Below are 17,108 nucleotides of genomic sequence, written 5' to 3'. Positions count from 1 at the left end.
CGATGTGCCCTTTAGTGGATTTTTAGGCCCACCTTCAGGATTGGTGGACTGACTAGAATACTGCACCACCCAAATTTGCATTCTATAGGTATTATAACATATGTTAAATAATTTGCTCAAACATAGAATGGTTTTAATGATTCCGGGCAGCGATTAATTGGGCAATTTCGGTAAGGAGACTGGAATCGATTGTCATTTGATCTAGCTTGGATAACGCTTCGTTCAAGTGGAAGTGAAGCTTTTCCTTAGCCCCTCCTATCGTCAAGAGACTTGGGTATGTACTCTTATGTTTCGATTGGTCGCTCCCCACTGGCTTTCCAATAATTTCTTCGGAACCTTCAATATCAAGAATGTCATCCTGAATTTGAAAGGCAAGGCCAATATGATAAGCAAATTGCTTTAGTAGTTCAAGCTGCTCCTCCGACGCATCGGAGATAATCCCGCCTGCCAATACACTAAACGTCAGTAACTTTCCTGTTTTATGCTCATGAATGCTTTCGAGCTCTTTTACAGAAAGCTTCTTATTTTCCCCTTCAATATCCGCTACTTGTCCACCAACCATGCCTTCAGGTCCTGCACACTTTGCTAAAAGACCGATGAGCCTTACCTTGTTATTATCTGTAAGTCCCTTGTCCTCTGTGATCATTTGAAAACTGTAGGTTAGTAAAGCGTCACCGGCTAAAATCGCCATCGCTTCCCCAAACATTTTATGATTGGTCGGCATCCCTCTTCTCAAGTCGTCATCATCCATGGCAGGAAGATCGTCATGAATCAAGGAATAGGTATGAATCATTTCAAGGGCAGACGCAGTATTTAATCCAAGTAAAGGGTCCTTGTTAAAGGCTTTGATCGTAGCAAAAAGGAGAAGGGGACGAATTCTCTTTCCACCTGCTTGCAAAGAATAGATCATAGCTCTCTTCAAGTTAGAAGGCAAAGAAAGGCTGTCTACAGTCTTGACCATATGGTTGGTAATCGTTTCTCCATGCTGTTGTTGAAACTCTTTCAGATCAACGTGAGGATTCACCCTTTATTCCTCCTCATTCAGATCGAAGGCTTTTTCCCCTTCATCTGTCATCATTTTCGTTAATTGGTTTTCAGCTTTTTGCAACGTATCATGGCAGTATTTTGAAAGATCCATTCCTTTTTGATAATATTCTAACGCTTTCTCTAACGGAACTTCTCCCTCTTCTAATTTCTCAACAATTTCTTCCAGTTGTTCCATAGCAGTTTCAAATGATAGTTCTTCTTTAGACTTTGCCATTATTTTCACGCTCCTCAACGGATTCAACTTCGCAATTTATTTTTCCATCCCTGACATTTATCTCGAGACGGTCACCAGCTTTGACTTGCTGAGATGATTTGATCAATGTACCTTCATCCTGATATACCAGGCTGTATCCCCTGTCCATGATTTTCAACGGACTGAGGGCATGTAAAGTGGACAGTGCTGAGCTGAAACGATGATTTTTTCCTTTCAGCACTTGTTTAAATTGCTTCTCAAGCACTCTTTGCATAAATAAGACCCGTTCATGCTGTATGGTGATGAGTTGTGATGGGTGAACACGCTGCAGCCTTGAATGGAGCCCGGACAATTGATCCCGGTTTTGTTTCACATGCAAGCTTAAATTTTTCTGCAGCTGATCAGTCAGCCGGTCGACTTTTTCAATTTTTTGTTGATACAGATTACGCGGATTTCGTAAAGCGTAGGACTTAGTTAAACCATTTAAGCGGCTGCGCTCACTTTGAAGCTTTGTTTTAAAAGATTTAATCAGTCGTAATTTACGATTCATGATTCTTTCCAGCAAATCATCAATGTGGGGGACAGCTAATTCTCCCGCTGCTGTTGGGGTAGGGGCTCTTAAATCGGCTACAAAGTCAGCAATCGTAAAGTCTGTTTCATGTCCTACAGCAGAAATAACCGGAACTTTCGACTCAACGATTGCTTTGGCCACGATTTCTTCGTTAAACGCCCATAATTCTTCAATAGAGCCACCGCCACGGCCAATAATCAATACATCTATATCTCCCAGATCGTTAACCTTCCTCATTGCTCCGGTAATCGACCCTGCCGCTTGATCACCTTGAACCAAAGCAGGAAAAACGAGGATTTCTCCCACTGGATATCTCCTTTTGATGGTTGTGATAATATCTCTGACGGCAGCACCTGTTGGGGAGGTAACAACGGCTATCCGCTTCGGGAACTTAGGGATCATCCGTTTTCTGCTTTGATCAAAATAACCTGCTTTCTCGAGCTTTTCTTTCAGCTGCTCATAGGCTAAATATAGCTCACCGATTCCGTCAGGCTGCATTTCTTTTACATAGATCTGATATTGACCGCCTGATTCGTAAACAGAAATATCTCCCCGGATCAACACATTCATTCCATTTTCGGGTATGAATTTCAGTGATTGATTATTACTTGAAAACATGACAGACAAGATACGTGCTTTTTCGTCCTTTAGGGTAAAATACATGTGTCCACTTGAATGCCTTTTGAAATTAGAGATTTCCCCACGAACAAATAGATTGGACAGATGGGGGTCTCTATCGAATTTACGCTTTATGTATTTTGTCAGAGCTTGTACCGTTAAATAACGTGATTGATCGAGTTCCATGCTCAAGTGACTCCTTTTCCCCTGGCATTTTGTTAAGGCTTTCTATGTAGGAATACGGAAAGGGACCAGCGATTAGCTGTCCCTTTCCGTGTTATGTTACCTATAGTGTACTATTTTTTAACGGTTTTGGCGATTAAGAGTGGCCCATTCTGCAGATTTCACTGTATTGTACAGTAACATCGTAATGGTCATAGGACCGACCCCACCAGGAACCGGTGTGATTTTTCCGGCCTTTTCCTTCACTTCTGAAAAATTCACATCTCCACAAAGTCCGCCGTTTTCATCACGGTTCATTCCGACGTCAATGACGACGGCTCCAGGTTTAACGTCTTCTGCGCCGATTAAATTCGCTTTTCCTACCGCTGATACGATAATATCAGCTTGCTTTGTGTAGAAGGACATATTCTTTGTTTTCGAATGACAATACGTAACCGTCGCATTTCGATTCAAGAATAAGTGGCCTGCCGGCTTCCCGACAATATTACTTCTTCCTAGAATCACGACGTGTTTACCTTCTACTGAAATTTTTTCATATTCAAGCATCTTCATGATTCCAAGTGGCGTGCAGGAATAGAAGGTATCTTGATTGGTCACCATTTTCCCAATGGAAACAGGGTGAAACCCGTCCACATCTTTAGATGGGGAAATCGTTTCAATCACCGTTATTGGATTAATATGCTCAGGGAGAGGCAGTTGGACCAGAATTCCATGAATATGGCTCTGTTCATTTAACTCTTCAATTTTATTCAGCAGTTCATCTTGAGTCAAACTGGATTCATATTGATAAAGCTCTGAATGAATCCCAAGATTACTGCACGCTTTTCTCTTCATTTTGACATATGAATGAGAAGCATGGTTATCCCCTACCAGGATGACAGCCAGGCCTGGAGTGACATCCTTTTCCTTCAGCTCCCCGATCTGACTTTTTAATTGTTCACGATAATGACCTGCAATGAGTTTGCCATCAATTATAGAAGCTGACATTCCACTCGCCCCCAACCATTGTTAAGATTGACTTACCTTTGAAAGAACACCATTTATAAACTTGCTGGATTGGTCATCACCAAAGATCTTTGCAACTTCAACCGCTTCATTGATGACTACCTTATTCGGAACATCTTCTACAAACAGCAGTTCATACACTCCTAAACGCAAAATGTTACGATCTACTTTTGCCAGGCGGTCAAAGGACCATTTCTCGAGGTTTTCACGAATGTGCCCATCGATACGTTCCTGATTCTCGATAAAACCGAGAACAAGCTGTTGAAGATAGGCATCCATCTTCTCCTCTTCCTCCAGTACATTAGTTAATGCAACTTCAGGCTCAATCCCACTCATATCTATTTGAAATAACGCTTGTAAGGCCTTTTCACGAGCAACTCTTCTCTTCATCTTATATTTACTCCTTTTAATCCATCAATTTTCATACCTTTGATAATAGCACAAACTAAGGGCAATACGCACGCCTATGTAAAAAAATCAATATTCTGAAAGAAAAGCGGAGGGGCTTTGCCCAGAGGCGACAAGCATAAGACGAACCTGCCGGAAAGGCGTTCTTTGCCTTTTTGGCAGGTTTGACTTATGACCTCGAGCCTCTAAGCCCCGGAGCTGGACAAGTAGAAAAGCGGAGGCGGGTTGGTCAGGCCCGACAAGCATTTCTTGAGACTCCCTGAAGGCGTTCTTTGCCTTTGGGGAGTCTCAAGAAATGACCTCGAGGGACTACCCGCCGGAGCTGGACAACCAGAAAAGCGGAGGGGCTTTGCCCAGAGGAAAAACGTAAATCGAGTCTCAACTATGCGTGTCCCAACACCCCTTGAGATGAATCCGGCTGAATTTTCAATAATTCCAGCCTTTTTGATGAAAAATCCAGCCGAAACCTTCAGGAATCCAGCCGTTTCTGGAAATAATCCGGCCGATTCACGCAATAATCCAGCCTATTTACAAAAAACACCAATTCAGAAACAAACCCACACAAAAAAGAACGGCCCCCTAAAGGACCGTTCTCTCAATTACATTTCGTCTTCAATTTCAGCTTCAAATTTTTGATTTTCAAATTGAACGCCTACGATATGAACATTTACTTCATCTGCTTCTAAAGCAGTCATGTTCAACAAGGCTTGACGGATGTTGTCTTGAATTTTTTGAGCGACCGTCGGGATCGCTACACCGAATTTCATGATGCAGTAAACATCCACGATGATTCCTTCTTCGGCAAGCTCCACTTTGACGCCCTTACCGTGGTTTTTCTTTCCGAGACGCTCGACGACACCTGTTGCGAAGTTCCCACGCATTTGTGATACGCCTTCAACTTCTGAAGCTGCGATACCTGCAATCACTTCAATCACTTCAGGTGCGATTTCAATTTTCCCAAGACCGTCTTTACCGTGAGACATTTGTAAAAGGTTTTGATTTTCCGCCATTTAAGGCACCTCCTGAATTCACACTAGGATTTCATTACTTCATATTTCTCTAAGAATTTCGTATTAAATTCTCCACCAACAAAGGTTTCATGTTCTAATAGTTTCAAATGGAACGGAATGGTTGTGTATATACCTTCAACGACAAATTCACTTAGGGCGCGTTTCATTCTTGAAATCGCTTCTTCACGTGTCGCTCCATAGGTAATCACTTTGGCAATCATGCTATCGTAATATGGAGGGATCATATATCCAGGATATGCGGCTGAGTCGATTCTTACGCCAATCCCGCCTGGTGGAAGATACATTTCAATCCGGCCCGCTGAAGGCATGAAATTCTTTTCTGGATTCTCTGCATTAATACGGCATTCAATGGCCCAGCCAGTGAATGTTACTTCTTCTTGTGTAAGAGAAAGCTTTTCTCCTGATGCCACGAGAATCTGCTCCTTAATTAAATCGACACCTGTGACCTGTTCCGTAACAGGGTGCTCCACTTGTATACGGGTATTCATTTCCATAAAGTAGAATGTTTGATTAACGTAATCATATATAAATTCTACCGTGCCTGCACCAGTATAATCAACCGCTTTGGCTGCTTTTACTGCTGCTTCCCCCATTTTAACACGAATTTCTTCGGTTAAAGCAGGTGACGGTGTTTCTTCGATCAGTTTTTGAAGGCGGCGCTGAATCGTACAGTCACGTTCTCCAAGATGGATCACGTTTCCGAAATTATCAGCCAGTACCTGGATTTCCACATGCCTGAAGTCTTCAATGAATTTTTCAATGTAAACACCAGGGTTACCGAATGCAGTCATGGCTTCTTGCTGAGTGATTGTCACTCCTTTAACAAGCTCTTCCCGGCTTTTTGCCACACGGATCCCTTTTCCTCCACCACCGGCAGTGGCTTTGATGATGACAGGATATCCCATGGATTCCGCAAGCTGTACAGCATCTTCTGCATCTTTCACAATTCCTTTTGAGCCTGGTACAATGGGAACGCCCGCTTCCCTCATAGTTTCACGAGCCACGTCTTTCGTCCCCATCTTCGAGATCGCTTCTGGTGAAGGACCAATGAAAATGATATTGCAATCGCGGCACAGGTCTGCAAAATCAGAATTCTCCGCTAAAAAACCATAACCTGGGTGAATGGCATCACAATCTGTCAGTTTTGCCACGCTGATGATATTTGTAAAGTTCAGGTAGCTGTCTTTCGATGCAGTTGGCCCAATACAATAAGCTTCATCTGCTAATTGAACATGAAGGGCTTCTTTATCTGCTTCAGAATAAACGGCTACACTTTCGATGCCTAAATCTCGGCATGCACGAATAATACGTACCGCAATTTCTCCTCGATTGGCGATTAATACCTTTTTTATCATATCTATTTTCGCTCCTTATTCAGGTTTGACCAAGAATAACGGCTGTCCATATTCAACTAATTGACCGTCTTTTACTAAGATTTCAGTGATTTCACCTTTTACTTCCGCTTCAATCTCATTAAATAGTTTCATCGCTTCTACGATACATACGACAGAACTTTCATCGACTTTATCCCCAACTTTAACATATGGACCTGCTTCAGGAGAGGAAGATTGATAGAACGTCCCTACCATAGGAGACGTGATTTTATGTAGGTTTGCATCTTCTTTTGCTTGTGGAGCTTCTTTTGCTTCTGTATTTACAGAAGGAGCTGCCTCCTGTGCAGGTGCCGGAGCCTGTTGTACAGCTTGAGCTGCAGGTCTCGCTTCTTCAGCTGCTTGAGTAACTTGCGGTTGCGCAGCTACTGTAACACCATTGCTCTTTTTAAGTTTTATTTTCGAACCCTCATGTTCGTATGTAAACTCATCAACACTAGAATGACTTACAAGTTTGATTATTTCACGAATTTCTTGGATTTTTAACACGGTTGACACCCCTCTTATAGTTTTAAAAATTATGACTAGCTACTAATATCATACGATAATACCTCGTATAAATTCAATATGTGATTCCTACCATTCTGTAAAGCGCATACAACTCTACTCTCTATTCTAGACCTTTTCGCTGAAAAAATAAAATAATAGAAAGGATTTTTTATTTCTCTGTTATTACGAGTCAGTATTTATAGAGTTTGAAGTCATTTTATGGCAGAAATGCAGCCCCTGAAGCCTATTAAACTTCGTCCTTCAAAAAAAAAAATGCCACTCAAAGGAAATTCTTTGAGTGGCTTTATTTTAGTTTAATTTGTTGGCTGAAACTCTACTGCTACAGGCTTCATTTGTCCCACTTCACTCATCACGAGGCGGATGATTTCATTCGCATCGGCTGTTGAATGTTCTTTGTCGGACTTCACGGTAATACGGATGTTTTCACCGTTAGCTCTGACTAAGGCATCTTCGTAACCCATTGTTTTGATCATTGTCTCTAAAACAGATTCTGTCATGGCTAACTCTCTCAAGTTTTCCATTTCTTCATAGGCGGCACTCTTTTCTTCTGCTGATACATCGGCGTTGGCTACTTTTGCTTCTAATTCTTCACGAAGCTGTTCGCGTTGGTCCAATACTTCAATTCTTAATGCTTCAAACATTTCATTTCCAGCAGCGTCCGTTACCACTTCCATATCAGACATGGTTTCTTTACCATCTTCCTTGGCTTGTTCTTTTCCGTCCTTTTCTTCATAAGCCATATCTGTCACTTGCTGCGTTGGAGAAGTAATGTAGTATACTGATAGCACGATCACAAGACTCAACATCGTTAATAACCAAACCGTTTGTTTTTTTAGTAACATCTATCATTTCCCCCTTATTTTTTGGGCAGAACCGATACCCGGTGACTTGGTACGTCTAATCCACGGGTAACAGCCTCTATGATCCATTTTTTGATTTGTATATTATCGGCGCCTTTTGCTACAACAAGGACACCGCTGACTTTAGGTTTTTTAGTTTCTTTCACAATGGGAACTTCTTTCTCTCCATCCCTCACGATGACCATTTCTTCCTCTTGTGATTTATCCTCTATCGATCGTTTTCCACCTTGCTTATCTTCTTCTGAGGTTGTTTGTGACTGTGTGGATTCATTCTTTTCATATATTTTTGACTCAGTTGCCTCTACATTGACCACAACATGCACTTCACTCACCCCGACAATCTGATCCAGGGCTTCTTTCAGTTGGTTTTCGTATTGATCTTCGTACCCTCTCATAGAGCCATCAGATTCCTTATGGCCTGAGCCGAATGTAGCGACTTCTTCAGGAACTTCTTCGTCTACTGATTTCGAGACCTCTAAGCTGCTATCCTTGCCCCAAAGATCACTGATCAGCATAAAGGCGACACCTATTAGTAGCACAATGAGAAAGTATTGAAACTTATTTCCTTTTTTATCCTTTGGCGGTGAATTCGCATTTTCCTTTGACAGCCATTCCTTCAATGCGTTAAGCGGACCTTTATTAAAGTTCATCGGCTTCCCCAGTCCCCCCTTCAACTGTAATGATTATTTTGTCTGGTGTAAGATTCCATTGCTTGGCAAGTAAGGAGGCCATTTGGGACGTACTTTCTTCAGGCATTTTCTTTCTCCGCTCAGCTCCCGTATCGATCTCCACGTTCTGAACAGTTTCAATCGTGGTGTTTTCTTGTTTTTCTTTTACAATCACTGTCACTTCTGTGATACTATCCGGGACATTCTCCAAATCATCTGCTTTTACCATAACCTTCTCAATGACCTTACCGTGTTCATCCATCATCTCCTTTTCAGCTTGTTGTTTCATTTGGACAGCCATCTGTTCTAAAATATATGCACGTTGTGAGGCTTGTATTTCTTTTTTCTTCATTTCTATTAAATTTTCTACTGAATTATTCCGGGAATCTCCATTTATATCAACTGATTCGAGCACCTTATCAAAATCGGTTGCCATCAATTTAAACAATGGTGTCAGGATGATAGTGATCAATAATAAGCCAGTCACGATTTTCGCATATTTTTGCATATTGGAGCTTGGAAGAAGCATGTCAATGACGGTGGCTAAGAGAACAAAGATTATGATATTTGTAATCCAATCGGTGAGAAATGACATGACGGTACTCCTTCCTCTTTATCGCATCATCATCGTGATATTTCCTGCTGCAATGATGACAGTAAGACTCAAAAAGAACATAAAGGACACAATGGCAAGGGCCGCAAAGACATAAATCACACTTTTCGCAATGATATCGAGACATTCAATCACCGGCCCGCCACCGAGTGGTTGCAGTAGTGCCGCTGCTAATTTATAAATAAACGCAATCATGAGGATCTTGATTGCCGGAAAGGCTGCAATGATAAGAACAATGGCCACACCAGCGATTCCCACCGTATTCTTTAACAGAACGGAAGCGCTGATCACTGTATCGGTGGCGTCTGTGAACATCCTTCCGATCACAGGTACAAAATTCCCTGTCACAAATTTCGCTGTCCGAATGGTAATCCCATCTGTCACCGCTGCCGTTGCTCCCTGGACGGATATAACACCAAGGAAAACGGTCATGAAGGCTCCTAGTAACCCTATGCTCCATGTACGTAATAACTGGGCCAGCTGCGTCACTTTATAATGACTGGAAAGGGTACTTACAATACTCAAAAGGGCCGCCAGGAATAGCAGGGGGAGAACGACATTTTGAATCAATAAACCGCTTGTATTCATTAAAAAGATAATCACCGGATGGAAAAATGCTGCAGACACAACTCCTCCAGAAGCGGCAATGAGAGCTAACATTAGCGGGATGAGGGCGATAATGAAGTGAATCATGGTGGAAATGGCATCCCGGGTGTAATCGATCGCCACATGAAAACTATTAAGGGCGATGATGATCAACACCATGAAGACAATACTGTATGCAACCTTGCTCACACTCCCTCCTTCAAATGCATTCTGCAGGGATTGGAGAAACATACTGAAGATCGTGAGCATGATCAGTGTTCCTAATAGCTTTCCATTCATCACAAGTTCCTGGAAGGCAAACTTGAATATCCCACTGAACCATGCTTTAAAAGAAAACTCTTTTTCTCCTTTTATGAAATCAACCAAACTGCCTTTTTGACTTTCAGGAAGATAGCCGCCGTATTGGTCGACGATGCTATTCCAGAACCCTTTTAATTCTTCAATTCCTAACTGATCTATCTGTTGATCAATCATATGCTGCTGAATTGTTGAATCAGGAGGATTCTGTTCATCCCCTTCTTCTGCTTGTCCACTAGAGGCGCCAATGAAAAAGATTACGAGTGCTATGACGAGTATTCGATGTAATGGCAACAATTTTTTCCACCTCTTAACGTTTCGCTTATCCAGTTGGGATCATGTTGATAATCGTTTCGATGATCACTGTTAGGATAGGTACCGCCATTGCTAAAATTAAGATTTTCCCTGCAAGTTCCACTTTCGCCGCAAGTGCCCCCTGCCCGGCATCTTTTGTAATGTGAGAAGCAAATTCCGCTATGTAGGCGATGCCGATAATTTTGAGAATGGTCTCTACATACACCATATTTACATTTGCATTTGCAGCAAGTTTCTCAATCATATGAATGATGGAGTAGATTTGATCGATCAGAAACAAAAAAATTGAACATCCAACAAACACAATAAGCAAAAAAGCAAAATTGGGTTTCTGTTCTTTCACGATCAAAGCCAGAAAAGTCGCTACCAGTGCTATACCAACAATTTGAATGATTTCAATCGCGGACGCCCCCTCTATCCTTGATATAAGAAGACTGATTTAATCTTCTGGAACAAGTCATCGACAATCGAGGCCACCATAAACAGAATATAGATGAATCCAAAGAGGGTAACCCACTGTGCATATTCCTTCTTTCCGACTTGATCTAAAATCGTATGCAAAAAGGCCACCACAATCCCTACCCCTGCGATCTTAAAAATAATATCCACATCAATTCCCATATTTGTTTCCCTCCTGGTTTCTATAAGCTGTTCCCGCAAGCGATCGGTATTTATAAATGGTATGGATCATGGTTAAAGTAATAGAATGATCAGTAATAAACCCGATAAAAAGCCTAAACTCTTTGTCATCTTTTCATACTTCCTCTGCTTCTCAATGGCTTCCAATTCTTCTCTTTCCAGATGTTTTAGCGCTAACTGTATATGTTTCTGTTGCGTCATCATGTCGTGTTTGCCAAGGTTTTCTCCGAATTGTTTGAGGATCTCATACTCACCTGTTTTAAAAGCCGTTAGTTTCCATATATCAGTCAGGCTTTCTTCCCACGCTTTCTTCACTGAAATCTCCCGTTCCGTCAATTTCTTTGAGAATGTTTCAAAGAACCAAGAAACAGGTTTTTGCAGCTGCTTGGAGATCTTTCTTGATGCTTCATGCAAGGGGGTATGGCTGTAAGTGATTTCTGCTTCCAATGACTGAAGGGCTACCTTCAACAACCGTAGCTGCCTCGGTCTTTCCGTTAAATATTTTGACGCTTCGAAACCAGCCCAGGAAGTAGAAAGCAGGATAAAAACAGCACCGATTAGTTTAATCATTTATGTCACACTCACTTTTTCCAGAAGAGATTGACCATGTTCATTCCACACTTCATGAACCTTACCAGGCTCATCCCCTCTCCTTAGTTCAATAAACCGCTCGATGGTTTGAAGATTCACAATGTCCTTGATAACGGGTCTCTTCGCTACTTCACCAAATGTAGATCCATGAGTCGTCATCACAAGGGTAATACCGGCATTAACGGCTTCCTGGATAGCTTGACCATCTTCTATCCGGCCAATCTCATCCACGATCAGGACGTCTGGACTCATGGAGCGGATCAGCATCATCATCCCTTCAGCTTTTGGACATGCATCCAACACATCAACCCTTGGCCCGAACAACAGCTGAGGGATTCCATTTACACAGCCGGCAATTTCGGAACGTTCATCGACAATACCGACTTTAAACGGGGGGATATCTTTGTCCGGGACGCCCGTCGATATCATACGTGCAAGGTCCCTGAGCAATGTGGTTTTCCCTGTCTGCGGCGAACCGATAATCATCGTATGCTTCCAGCCATTATCATAAACATATGGGAATAACGATTGAGCTATGCCAAGCTTTTGTCTCGCAATACGGATGTTGAAGGAAGACAGATGCCGAATTCCTTTCACCACACCACCTTCTAGAATAACCTTTCCGGCAAGGCCGACACGATGTCCCCCTTCAATTGTGATATAGCCTCTCTTCAGTTCCTCTTCCAATGTATAAAATGAATGCCCGGATAGTTTGTTTATGAGCTGTTCGCTATCTTCCTCGGTAACGGTATAAGAAAGAAAATATGGTTTCCCCCTGGCCGTGACCTCCAACACACGGTTGGTACGAACCCTTATTTCTTCAATTCGGTCAATAAGATCTTGTGGAAGGCTCAGGACTTTGTCAGAAATAGTGCTGGGTAGTAAGGCTAGAACTTCTTGCATTTTAAGTACCTCCTAATCTTGTTCCACTTCGGAATATATGACGTCGCTCTTCATACATGCTTCCCGATAATACAATGTATTCTAGTAAAATAAGATTATGACAGTAGAGTTGGAAGATTTGAGGTGGGGATTGGAAGGGTTTTGAATTGGGGTGAGGTGGATGAGGGGGACGGGGATGTCGATTCATGACAAATTCATAATGCAAAAAAAAGCCTGAACGAGAGTAATCCCGTTCAGGCTTTTCATATTATTTATCCACGTGATACATAAGATCCGTCAGTTGTATTAATGATCAATGTGTCTCCTTCGTTGACGAAGAACGGAACGTTAACCACCAATCCTGTTTCAACGGTAGCAGGTTTTGAACCACCGGAAGCTGTGTCACCTTTGATGCCCGGTTCTGTTTCAGTTACTTTCAATTCAACTGAGTTTGGAAGTTCAACTCCTAGAGTTTCTCCTCCATACATCATGATGGACACTTCCATGTTTTCTTTCAGGTATTTCAATTCATATTCAATTGAAGAAGCAGGAAGTTCGATTTGATCATAGCTTTCGTTGTCCATGAATACATGCATGTCACCATTCGCATACAGATATTGCATTTTACGGTTATCAATTTGAGCTTTCCCTACTTTTTCACCAGCACGGAATGTTTTTTCCTGGATGGCACCAGTGCGAAGGTTACGAAGTTTAGAGCGAACGAAGGCTGCTCCTTTACCCGGTTTAACGTGTTGGAAATCAATTACTCGCCAAATCCCGTTGTCGACTTCAATTGTCAAACCTGTACGAAAATCATTTACTGAAATCATGTTTTTTCCTCCTATTGTCTAGTAGACCTGTGTAGGGACTACAATGGTAGAATGATTAGATCTTTTGTAGAGTGTGTCAGTGTTTCATTGGAATCTTCTGTTATGAGTGTATCATCTTCAATACGAACACCGCCTACACCTGGAACATAGACTCCCGGTTCAACCGTTACGATCATTCCAGGTTCCAATACCACATCGGAACGGGAGGACAATCCTGGTCCTTCATGGACTTCAAGGCCGATTCCGTGGCCCAGTGAATGTCCGAAATACTCACCATAACCTTTTTCTGTTATGTAATCACGAGCAATAGCATCCGCTTCTTTACCTGTCATACCCGGCTTGATCTTTTCCATGGCAAGGAGCTGTGATTGTAGAACGACATCATAGATCTCTTTCAATTTCTCACTTGGTTCTCCTACAGATAAGGTACGTGTCATATCGGAGCAATATCCTTTATAGTATGCACCATAATCCAACGTTACAAAATCACCTTTTTCAATCACTTTATCACTGGCAACCCCATGAGGAAGTGCAGAGCGATTACCTGAAGCAACGATGATATCAAATGATGAAGATGTCGCTCCCGCTTTTCTCATGAAGAATTCTAATTCATTGGAAACTTCTAACTCTGTCACACCCGGTTTAATAAAATCTAATATATGCTTAAATGCTGCATCGGCAATATCCGCCGCATCCTTAATTATCTTAAGCTCTTCAGGTGTCTTAATCAAGCGTAACTTTTCCACCAGACCTGATACCGGGACTAGTTCTGCTTCCAACACTTCACGGTAGCTCTCATACGCACTATATGTCAGGTAGTTCTTTTCAAAGCCTAATTTCTCAATTCCAAGTTTTTTCGCTTGCTTGGCTACTTCTTCATGGATTGGTCCGGTATGCTGTACGATTTCATATTCAGCTGCCTGCTCGGTTGCTTGCTCGATGTAACGGAAATCTGTTATGAATAATGCTTTCTCTTTAGAAATTAAGACAACACCTGATGAACCCGTAAAGTTCGTCATGTAACGACGGTTATAGGTACTTGTCAAGAGAATTCCGTCAATTCCGTTTCCTGAAAATGTCTCGCGTAATCGTTCAATTTTCATCGTATTCCACTCCCTTAATATTCTTTATGATCGCTTGTAACGCCAGTTCGTAACCAAACAGCCCAAATCCGACGATCTGGCCAACCGTTTCAGCTGCCACGACAGATTGATGTCTAAACGCTTCACGGGCATGGATATTTGATATATGCACTTCCACTACCGGTACCGATACCGAAGCCACTGCGTCTCTTATGGCATAGCTGTAATGCGTGAATGCACCGGGGTTCAATATGACTCCCCCATATCCTTCATCCTCTGCCTTGTGTATGTAGTCAATCAATTCCCCTTCATGGTTCGATTGAGCTGAAAAGAGTTGAAAACCTTCATCTTCTGCTTGTTTCGATATTTTTTCCTCAAGCTGAGGCAGGGTGACATGTCCATAAATATCAGGTTCACGTTTACCCAGCCTATTTAAATTAGGACCATTTAAAAGCAAAATTTTAACCATATGTAAACTCCTAAAAAAATAGAATGTTCATCATGAACATTCTAACATAAACCCTTTACCTATACCTACATAATTGTCTGATAATGAGGATTTATCAATGTGAAACTTCCCCTGATTTTTCTTTCTGATCTTGATGTCTCAATTCATTTTCTTCATAAGAAATGGAGTAGCCAATAAATACACCATACAAAATATACAAGCATAAGGTTGTGATCAGGGTGTGATAATCAATGGATGTAAAGGATTGAATGCTCGGAAAGAGTGGATTGAGCAGTAAAAAGAAAGCTAAATATAACCCTACACCGTAGGCGGCCCCTACCCACATAGACTTGAATTTCCGTAATAAACCATAATAAATGAGGGCCACACCTATAGAAATCACTCCGTACGCCACAATGGAAAGGACGATCCCAATCCATTTGTCCACCCAGTCACCAACCGCCCACGGCTCAAAAATGATATTTGGCTCGATTTTCGTAAAGGAAAAAAAGTAACAAAGGTAAGAAATTGAACTCCATAACATCCCGCCAATAAAGCCCGTAACTACAACCATCGCCATGAACGATAGTGGTTTTTCACCCTGATTCTGCTCTAAACGTGGATTTTCCTTGCTTTCTACTGTTCCATCCTGTATCTTTTCATGTTGTCCCTTTTGTTCCGCCATCTGTAACACCTCCATTCGTAGTATGTCCCATTGATTTAAACATTTGCATGGTTTTACTTATTTTTCATCTATAGGTGATGAGGGAAATATGGATGTTAAATCCTATCTCTAGTCCTTTGATTCATTTTTTAGTAAAATAGAGAATATCTTTCCAAGTTTCAGAAAAATAACTTCAGCCATATTTACAGAAAATCGATAACTAATATGGTTAAATAACAAGGAATTTGTCTAGAATAATAGTATAGATATGTATAATGGATTGTATTGTAAGGAGGTGGCTTTGTTGAACGCTCGTAATATCTTTGTGTTCACATTAATATTGTTAGCTATTGTTGGGCTCTTTACTTCCCTATTCGGAAATCCTTTGGGGCTAGTAAAACAATTACTTGTTACAGCAGCTGTGATTGGAATTATCTACTTTATTTACCGAAGATGGTTCAGCGGAAGGCGGGCTGGTAATAGTAATGAACAGAGAGCGTTTCTTAAAGCAGCCAAACAATCGAAGAAGCGTCATAAGAGGAAGTCTTCAAGTAGGCCTCAAGTATCAAACGTCCAAAAGAAACGTTCGATACGAAAGAAATCCAATGCCAATCTGACTGTTATTGAGGGAAAAAAGAATAAGAAAAACAATCGAGCCTCATTTTAGGAGCTCGATTGTTTTATTAATACGTCCATTTTTGCAGAAAAGCTTCAGCTTTTGTTTTTCCGTACTGGATTAGTTCTGTTTTCCTTTCCGGGGTTAACTCGAATTCCGTTGTAAGAACTCCTTCCGTAGGAATAAAGATGATGTTTTTTTCAAGTTTTCTGGAAATGTATCTGGAATCATGTGCATCTTTCATCGTCGTAAAGAGGGCTTCATACATATCGATTGCATTTTTGATTTGTTTTTTGGGCTTCCCCACTAGATCGTGACTCAACTTAACCCCGATGACTGGCCTCACTTTTTTCACATTTTCCCGATCGAACAGCCACATAGGAAAATTACTCAGCACTCCACCATCCACCATGAAGCTTATTCCTTCTAAAGATCGCAGCTTTACAGGTTCGAAGAAGAATGGAAGGCTTGCACTCATACGTATCGCCCTGGCCACCGGGAAGGTTTCTTTCGGTATGCCGTACTTCTCGAGATCATCTGGAAGAACTAATAACCTGCCATTCGATAAGTCCGAAGCGATGACCCTTAGTGAATGGGGTGGTAAGTCGGCAAATGTATAAATCCCCCTTGCTTTAAGCTTCTCTTCCACCCAGCTCTCGAGGGCCACTCCTTTATATAAACCTAAACGATAGTAAACCCGGAACCATTTTATGATAGGTAGAGAGATGATCGCGTTTGAGTCCAGCAATTTATTAAAATCTAAATCATCCATGATTTTTAAGAGCTCCCTGCTCGAATAACCTGCAGCAATAAATGCTGCAATCACTGCTCCCGCACTCGTTCCTGCGAGCCTCTTAAATCTGTAGCCCTTCTCCTCCAATGCTTGATATGCCCCAATCAAGGCGAGCCCCTTGATGCCCCCACCTGAAAAAACGCCATCGATGTCCACAGGCTCCACTCCTTCTTTGTGTCTCTTACTACATCTTTAATTCACAAGGAAGGATTTTAGACTAAAAAAAATAGGAGGGGAACCAGTCCCC

22 protein-coding genes are annotated in these 17,108 nt (G+C 41.7%); 1 reads left to right on the top strand and 21 read right to left on the bottom strand.

The window, feature by feature from the left end; all coding sequences use genetic code 11:
- Positions 1 to 133 precede the first annotated feature (133 nt).
- The 20 genes from TV75_RS17240 to TV75_RS17140 all read right to left on the bottom strand — a co-directional run bounded on the left by TV75_RS17240 (position 134) and on the right by TV75_RS17140 (position 15,473).
- The gene (locus tag TV75_RS17240; RefSeq protein ID WP_367379320.1) at positions 134 to 1,024 is read right to left on the bottom strand and encodes a polyprenyl synthetase family protein; all 891 of its coding nucleotides are present in this window, start codon (positions 1,022 to 1,024) and stop codon (positions 134 to 136) included.
- 3 nt (positions 1,025 to 1,027) lie between these two features.
- A complete protein-coding gene (gene xseB, locus TV75_RS17235) occupies positions 1,028 to 1,261 on the bottom strand; it encodes an exodeoxyribonuclease VII small subunit (RefSeq protein WP_044340049.1) in 234 nt (77 codons plus the stop codon).
- Positions 1,248 to 2,615: an exodeoxyribonuclease VII large subunit gene (gene xseA, locus TV75_RS17230; protein ID WP_044340048.1), complete on the bottom strand. Its 1,368-nt coding sequence runs from the start codon at positions 2,613 to 2,615 to the stop codon at positions 1,248 to 1,250. The genes xseB and xseA overlap by 14 nt, the downstream gene beginning before the upstream one ends.
- 117 nt (positions 2,616 to 2,732) lie before the next feature.
- Positions 2,733 to 3,599, bottom strand: a complete 867-nt coding sequence (gene folD, locus TV75_RS17225; RefSeq protein WP_044340047.1) for a bifunctional methylenetetrahydrofolate dehydrogenase/methenyltetrahydrofolate cyclohydrolase FolD — start codon at positions 3,597 to 3,599, stop codon at positions 2,733 to 2,735.
- Positions 3,600 to 3,620: 21 nt separating this feature from the next.
- On the bottom strand, positions 3,621 to 4,007 hold the full coding sequence (nusB, locus tag TV75_RS17220; protein ID WP_044340046.1) for a transcription antitermination factor NusB: 387 nt from the start codon (positions 4,005 to 4,007) through the stop codon (positions 3,621 to 3,623).
- Positions 4,008 to 4,624: 617 nt separating this feature from the next.
- Positions 4,625 to 5,035, bottom strand: a complete 411-nt coding sequence (locus tag TV75_RS17210; protein ID WP_034758025.1) for an Asp23/Gls24 family envelope stress response protein — start codon at positions 5,033 to 5,035, stop codon at positions 4,625 to 4,627.
- A 23-nt stretch (positions 5,036 to 5,058) separates the two neighbouring features.
- Positions 5,059 to 6,411: an acetyl-CoA carboxylase biotin carboxylase subunit gene (gene accC, locus TV75_RS17205; protein WP_044340044.1), complete on the bottom strand. Its 1,353-nt coding sequence runs from the start codon at positions 6,409 to 6,411 to the stop codon at positions 5,059 to 5,061.
- A gap of 15 nt (positions 6,412 to 6,426) precedes the next feature.
- Positions 6,427 to 6,936, bottom strand: a complete 510-nt coding sequence (gene accB, locus TV75_RS17200) for an acetyl-CoA carboxylase biotin carboxyl carrier protein (RefSeq protein WP_044340043.1) — start codon at positions 6,934 to 6,936, stop codon at positions 6,427 to 6,429.
- A 314-nt stretch (positions 6,937 to 7,250) separates the two neighbouring features.
- On the bottom strand, positions 7,251 to 7,799 hold the full coding sequence (locus TV75_RS17195) for a SpoIIIAH-like family protein (protein WP_044340042.1): 549 nt from the start codon (positions 7,797 to 7,799) through the stop codon (positions 7,251 to 7,253).
- A 14-nt stretch (positions 7,800 to 7,813) separates the two neighbouring features.
- Complete coding sequence (gene spoIIIAG / locus TV75_RS17190) at positions 7,814 to 8,467, bottom strand: stage III sporulation protein AG (RefSeq protein WP_044340041.1); 654 nt, start codon at positions 8,465 to 8,467, stop codon at positions 7,814 to 7,816.
- Positions 8,457 to 9,080 (bottom strand): stage III sporulation protein AF, encoded by a 624-nt coding sequence (gene spoIIIAF / locus TV75_RS17185; RefSeq protein ID WP_044340040.1) that lies wholly within the window; start codon positions 9,078 to 9,080, stop codon positions 8,457 to 8,459. Before spoIIIAF ends, spoIIIAG begins: the two co-directional genes overlap by 11 nt.
- An 18-nt stretch (positions 9,081 to 9,098) precedes the next feature.
- Positions 9,099 to 10,295 carry a stage III sporulation protein AE gene (gene spoIIIAE, locus TV75_RS17180; protein WP_253275560.1) on the bottom strand — a complete coding sequence of 399 codons (1,197 nt, stop codon included), beginning with the start codon at positions 10,293 to 10,295 and terminating at the stop codon, positions 9,099 to 9,101.
- A gap of 28 nt (positions 10,296 to 10,323) precedes the next feature.
- Positions 10,324 to 10,716 (bottom strand): stage III sporulation protein AD, encoded by a 393-nt coding sequence (gene spoIIIAD, locus TV75_RS17175; RefSeq protein WP_172655798.1) that lies wholly within the window; start codon positions 10,714 to 10,716, stop codon positions 10,324 to 10,326.
- A gap of 14 nt (positions 10,717 to 10,730) precedes the next feature.
- Complete coding sequence (spoIIIAC, locus tag TV75_RS17170) at positions 10,731 to 10,937, bottom strand: stage III sporulation protein AC (protein WP_034758004.1); 207 nt, start codon at positions 10,935 to 10,937, stop codon at positions 10,731 to 10,733.
- Between the two features lie 72 nt (positions 10,938 to 11,009).
- Positions 11,010 to 11,525, bottom strand: a complete 516-nt coding sequence (gene spoIIIAB, locus TV75_RS17165) for a stage III sporulation protein SpoIIIAB (RefSeq protein WP_044340037.1) — start codon at positions 11,523 to 11,525, stop codon at positions 11,010 to 11,012.
- On the bottom strand, positions 11,526 to 12,449 hold the full coding sequence (gene spoIIIAA, locus TV75_RS17160) for a stage III sporulation protein AA (RefSeq protein WP_044340036.1): 924 nt from the start codon (positions 12,447 to 12,449) through the stop codon (positions 11,526 to 11,528).
- Between the two features lie 251 nt (positions 12,450 to 12,700).
- Positions 12,701 to 13,258 (bottom strand): elongation factor P, encoded by a 558-nt coding sequence (gene efp / locus TV75_RS17155; protein ID WP_034757996.1) that lies wholly within the window; start codon positions 13,256 to 13,258, stop codon positions 12,701 to 12,703.
- A gap of 38 nt (positions 13,259 to 13,296) precedes the next feature.
- The gene (locus tag TV75_RS17150) at positions 13,297 to 14,361 is read right to left on the bottom strand and encodes a M24 family metallopeptidase (protein ID WP_044340035.1); all 1,065 of its coding nucleotides are present in this window, start codon (positions 14,359 to 14,361) and stop codon (positions 13,297 to 13,299) included.
- Positions 14,351 to 14,809, bottom strand: coding sequence for a type II 3-dehydroquinate dehydratase (gene aroQ / locus TV75_RS17145; RefSeq protein WP_044340034.1), 459 nt, complete (start codon positions 14,807 to 14,809; stop codon positions 14,351 to 14,353). Before aroQ ends, TV75_RS17150 begins: the two co-directional genes overlap by 11 nt.
- A 94-nt stretch (positions 14,810 to 14,903) precedes the next feature.
- On the bottom strand, positions 14,904 to 15,473 hold the full coding sequence (locus tag TV75_RS17140) for a YqhR family membrane protein (protein ID WP_044340033.1): 570 nt from the start codon (positions 15,471 to 15,473) through the stop codon (positions 14,904 to 14,906).
- 283 nt (positions 15,474 to 15,756) lie between these two features.
- On the opposite strand from TV75_RS17140, the gene TV75_RS17135 reads away from it, so the two are divergent.
- Positions 15,757 to 16,119, top strand: a complete 363-nt coding sequence (locus TV75_RS17135) for an SA1362 family protein (RefSeq protein ID WP_052504604.1) — start codon at positions 15,757 to 15,759, stop codon at positions 16,117 to 16,119.
- A gap of 16 nt (positions 16,120 to 16,135) precedes the next feature.
- Here the strand turns inward: TV75_RS17135 and TV75_RS17130 are convergent, their stop codons facing one another.
- Entirely contained in the window at positions 16,136 to 17,017 is an 882-nt protein-coding gene (locus tag TV75_RS17130; RefSeq protein ID WP_044340031.1) for a patatin-like phospholipase family protein, read from the bottom strand.
- Between the last annotated feature and the right edge of the window lie 91 nt (positions 17,018 to 17,108).

The sequence above is a fragment of the Rossellomorea aquimaris genome, assembly GCF_000935355.1.
GTDB classification, from domain to species: Bacteria; Bacillota; Bacilli; order Bacillales; family Bacillaceae_B; genus Rossellomorea; species Rossellomorea aquimaris_B.
The sequence above is the reverse complement of the archived record's forward strand: the minus strand, read 5'-3'. Positions and strand labels throughout refer to the sequence as shown.

Bases quoted from the DNA above. Each gene is read 5' to 3' on its own strand.
- xseB (WP_044340049.1), bottom strand. From the start codon at position 1,261: ATGGCAAAGTCTAAAGAAGAACTATCATTTGAAACTGCTATGGAACAA.
- xseA (WP_044340048.1), bottom strand. From the start codon at position 2,615: ATGGAACTCGATCAATCACGTTATTTAACGGTACAAGCTCTGACAAAA.
- folD (WP_044340047.1), bottom strand. From the start codon at position 3,599: ATGTCAGCTTCTATAATTGATGGCAAACTCATTGCAGGTCATTATCGT.
- nusB (WP_044340046.1), bottom strand. From the start codon at position 4,007: ATGAAGAGAAGAGTTGCTCGTGAAAAGGCCTTACAAGCGTTATTTCAA.
- TV75_RS17210 (WP_034758025.1), bottom strand. From the start codon at position 5,035: ATGGCGGAAAATCAAAACCTTTTACAAATGTCTCACGGTAAAGACGGT.
- accC (WP_044340044.1), bottom strand. From the start codon at position 6,411: ATGATAAAAAAGGTATTAATCGCCAATCGAGGAGAAATTGCGGTACGT.
- TV75_RS17195 (WP_044340042.1), bottom strand. From the start codon at position 7,799: ATGTTACTAAAAAAACAAACGGTTTGGTTATTAACGATGTTGAGTCTT.
- spoIIIAG (WP_044340041.1), bottom strand. From the start codon at position 8,467: ATGAACTTTAATAAAGGTCCGCTTAACGCATTGAAGGAATGGCTGTCA.
- spoIIIAF (WP_044340040.1), bottom strand. From the start codon at position 9,080: ATGTCATTTCTCACCGATTGGATTACAAATATCATAATCTTTGTTCTC.
- spoIIIAC (WP_034758004.1), bottom strand. From the start codon at position 10,937: ATGGGAATTGATGTGGATATTATTTTTAAGATCGCAGGGGTAGGGATT.
- spoIIIAB (WP_044340037.1), bottom strand. From the start codon at position 11,525: ATGATTAAACTAATCGGTGCTGTTTTTATCCTGCTTTCTACTTCCTGG.
- spoIIIAA (WP_044340036.1), bottom strand. From the start codon at position 12,449: ATGCAAGAAGTTCTAGCCTTACTACCCAGCACTATTTCTGACAAAGTC.
- efp (WP_034757996.1), bottom strand. From the start codon at position 13,258: ATGATTTCAGTAAATGATTTTCGTACAGGTTTGACAATTGAAGTCGAC.
- TV75_RS17150 (WP_044340035.1), bottom strand. From the start codon at position 14,361: ATGAAAATTGAACGATTACGCGAGACATTTTCAGGAAACGGAATTGAC.
- aroQ (WP_044340034.1), bottom strand. From the start codon at position 14,809: ATGGTTAAAATTTTGCTTTTAAATGGTCCTAATTTAAATAGGCTGGGT.
- TV75_RS17140 (WP_044340033.1), bottom strand. From the start codon at position 15,473: ATGGCGGAACAAAAGGGACAACATGAAAAGATACAGGATGGAACAGTA.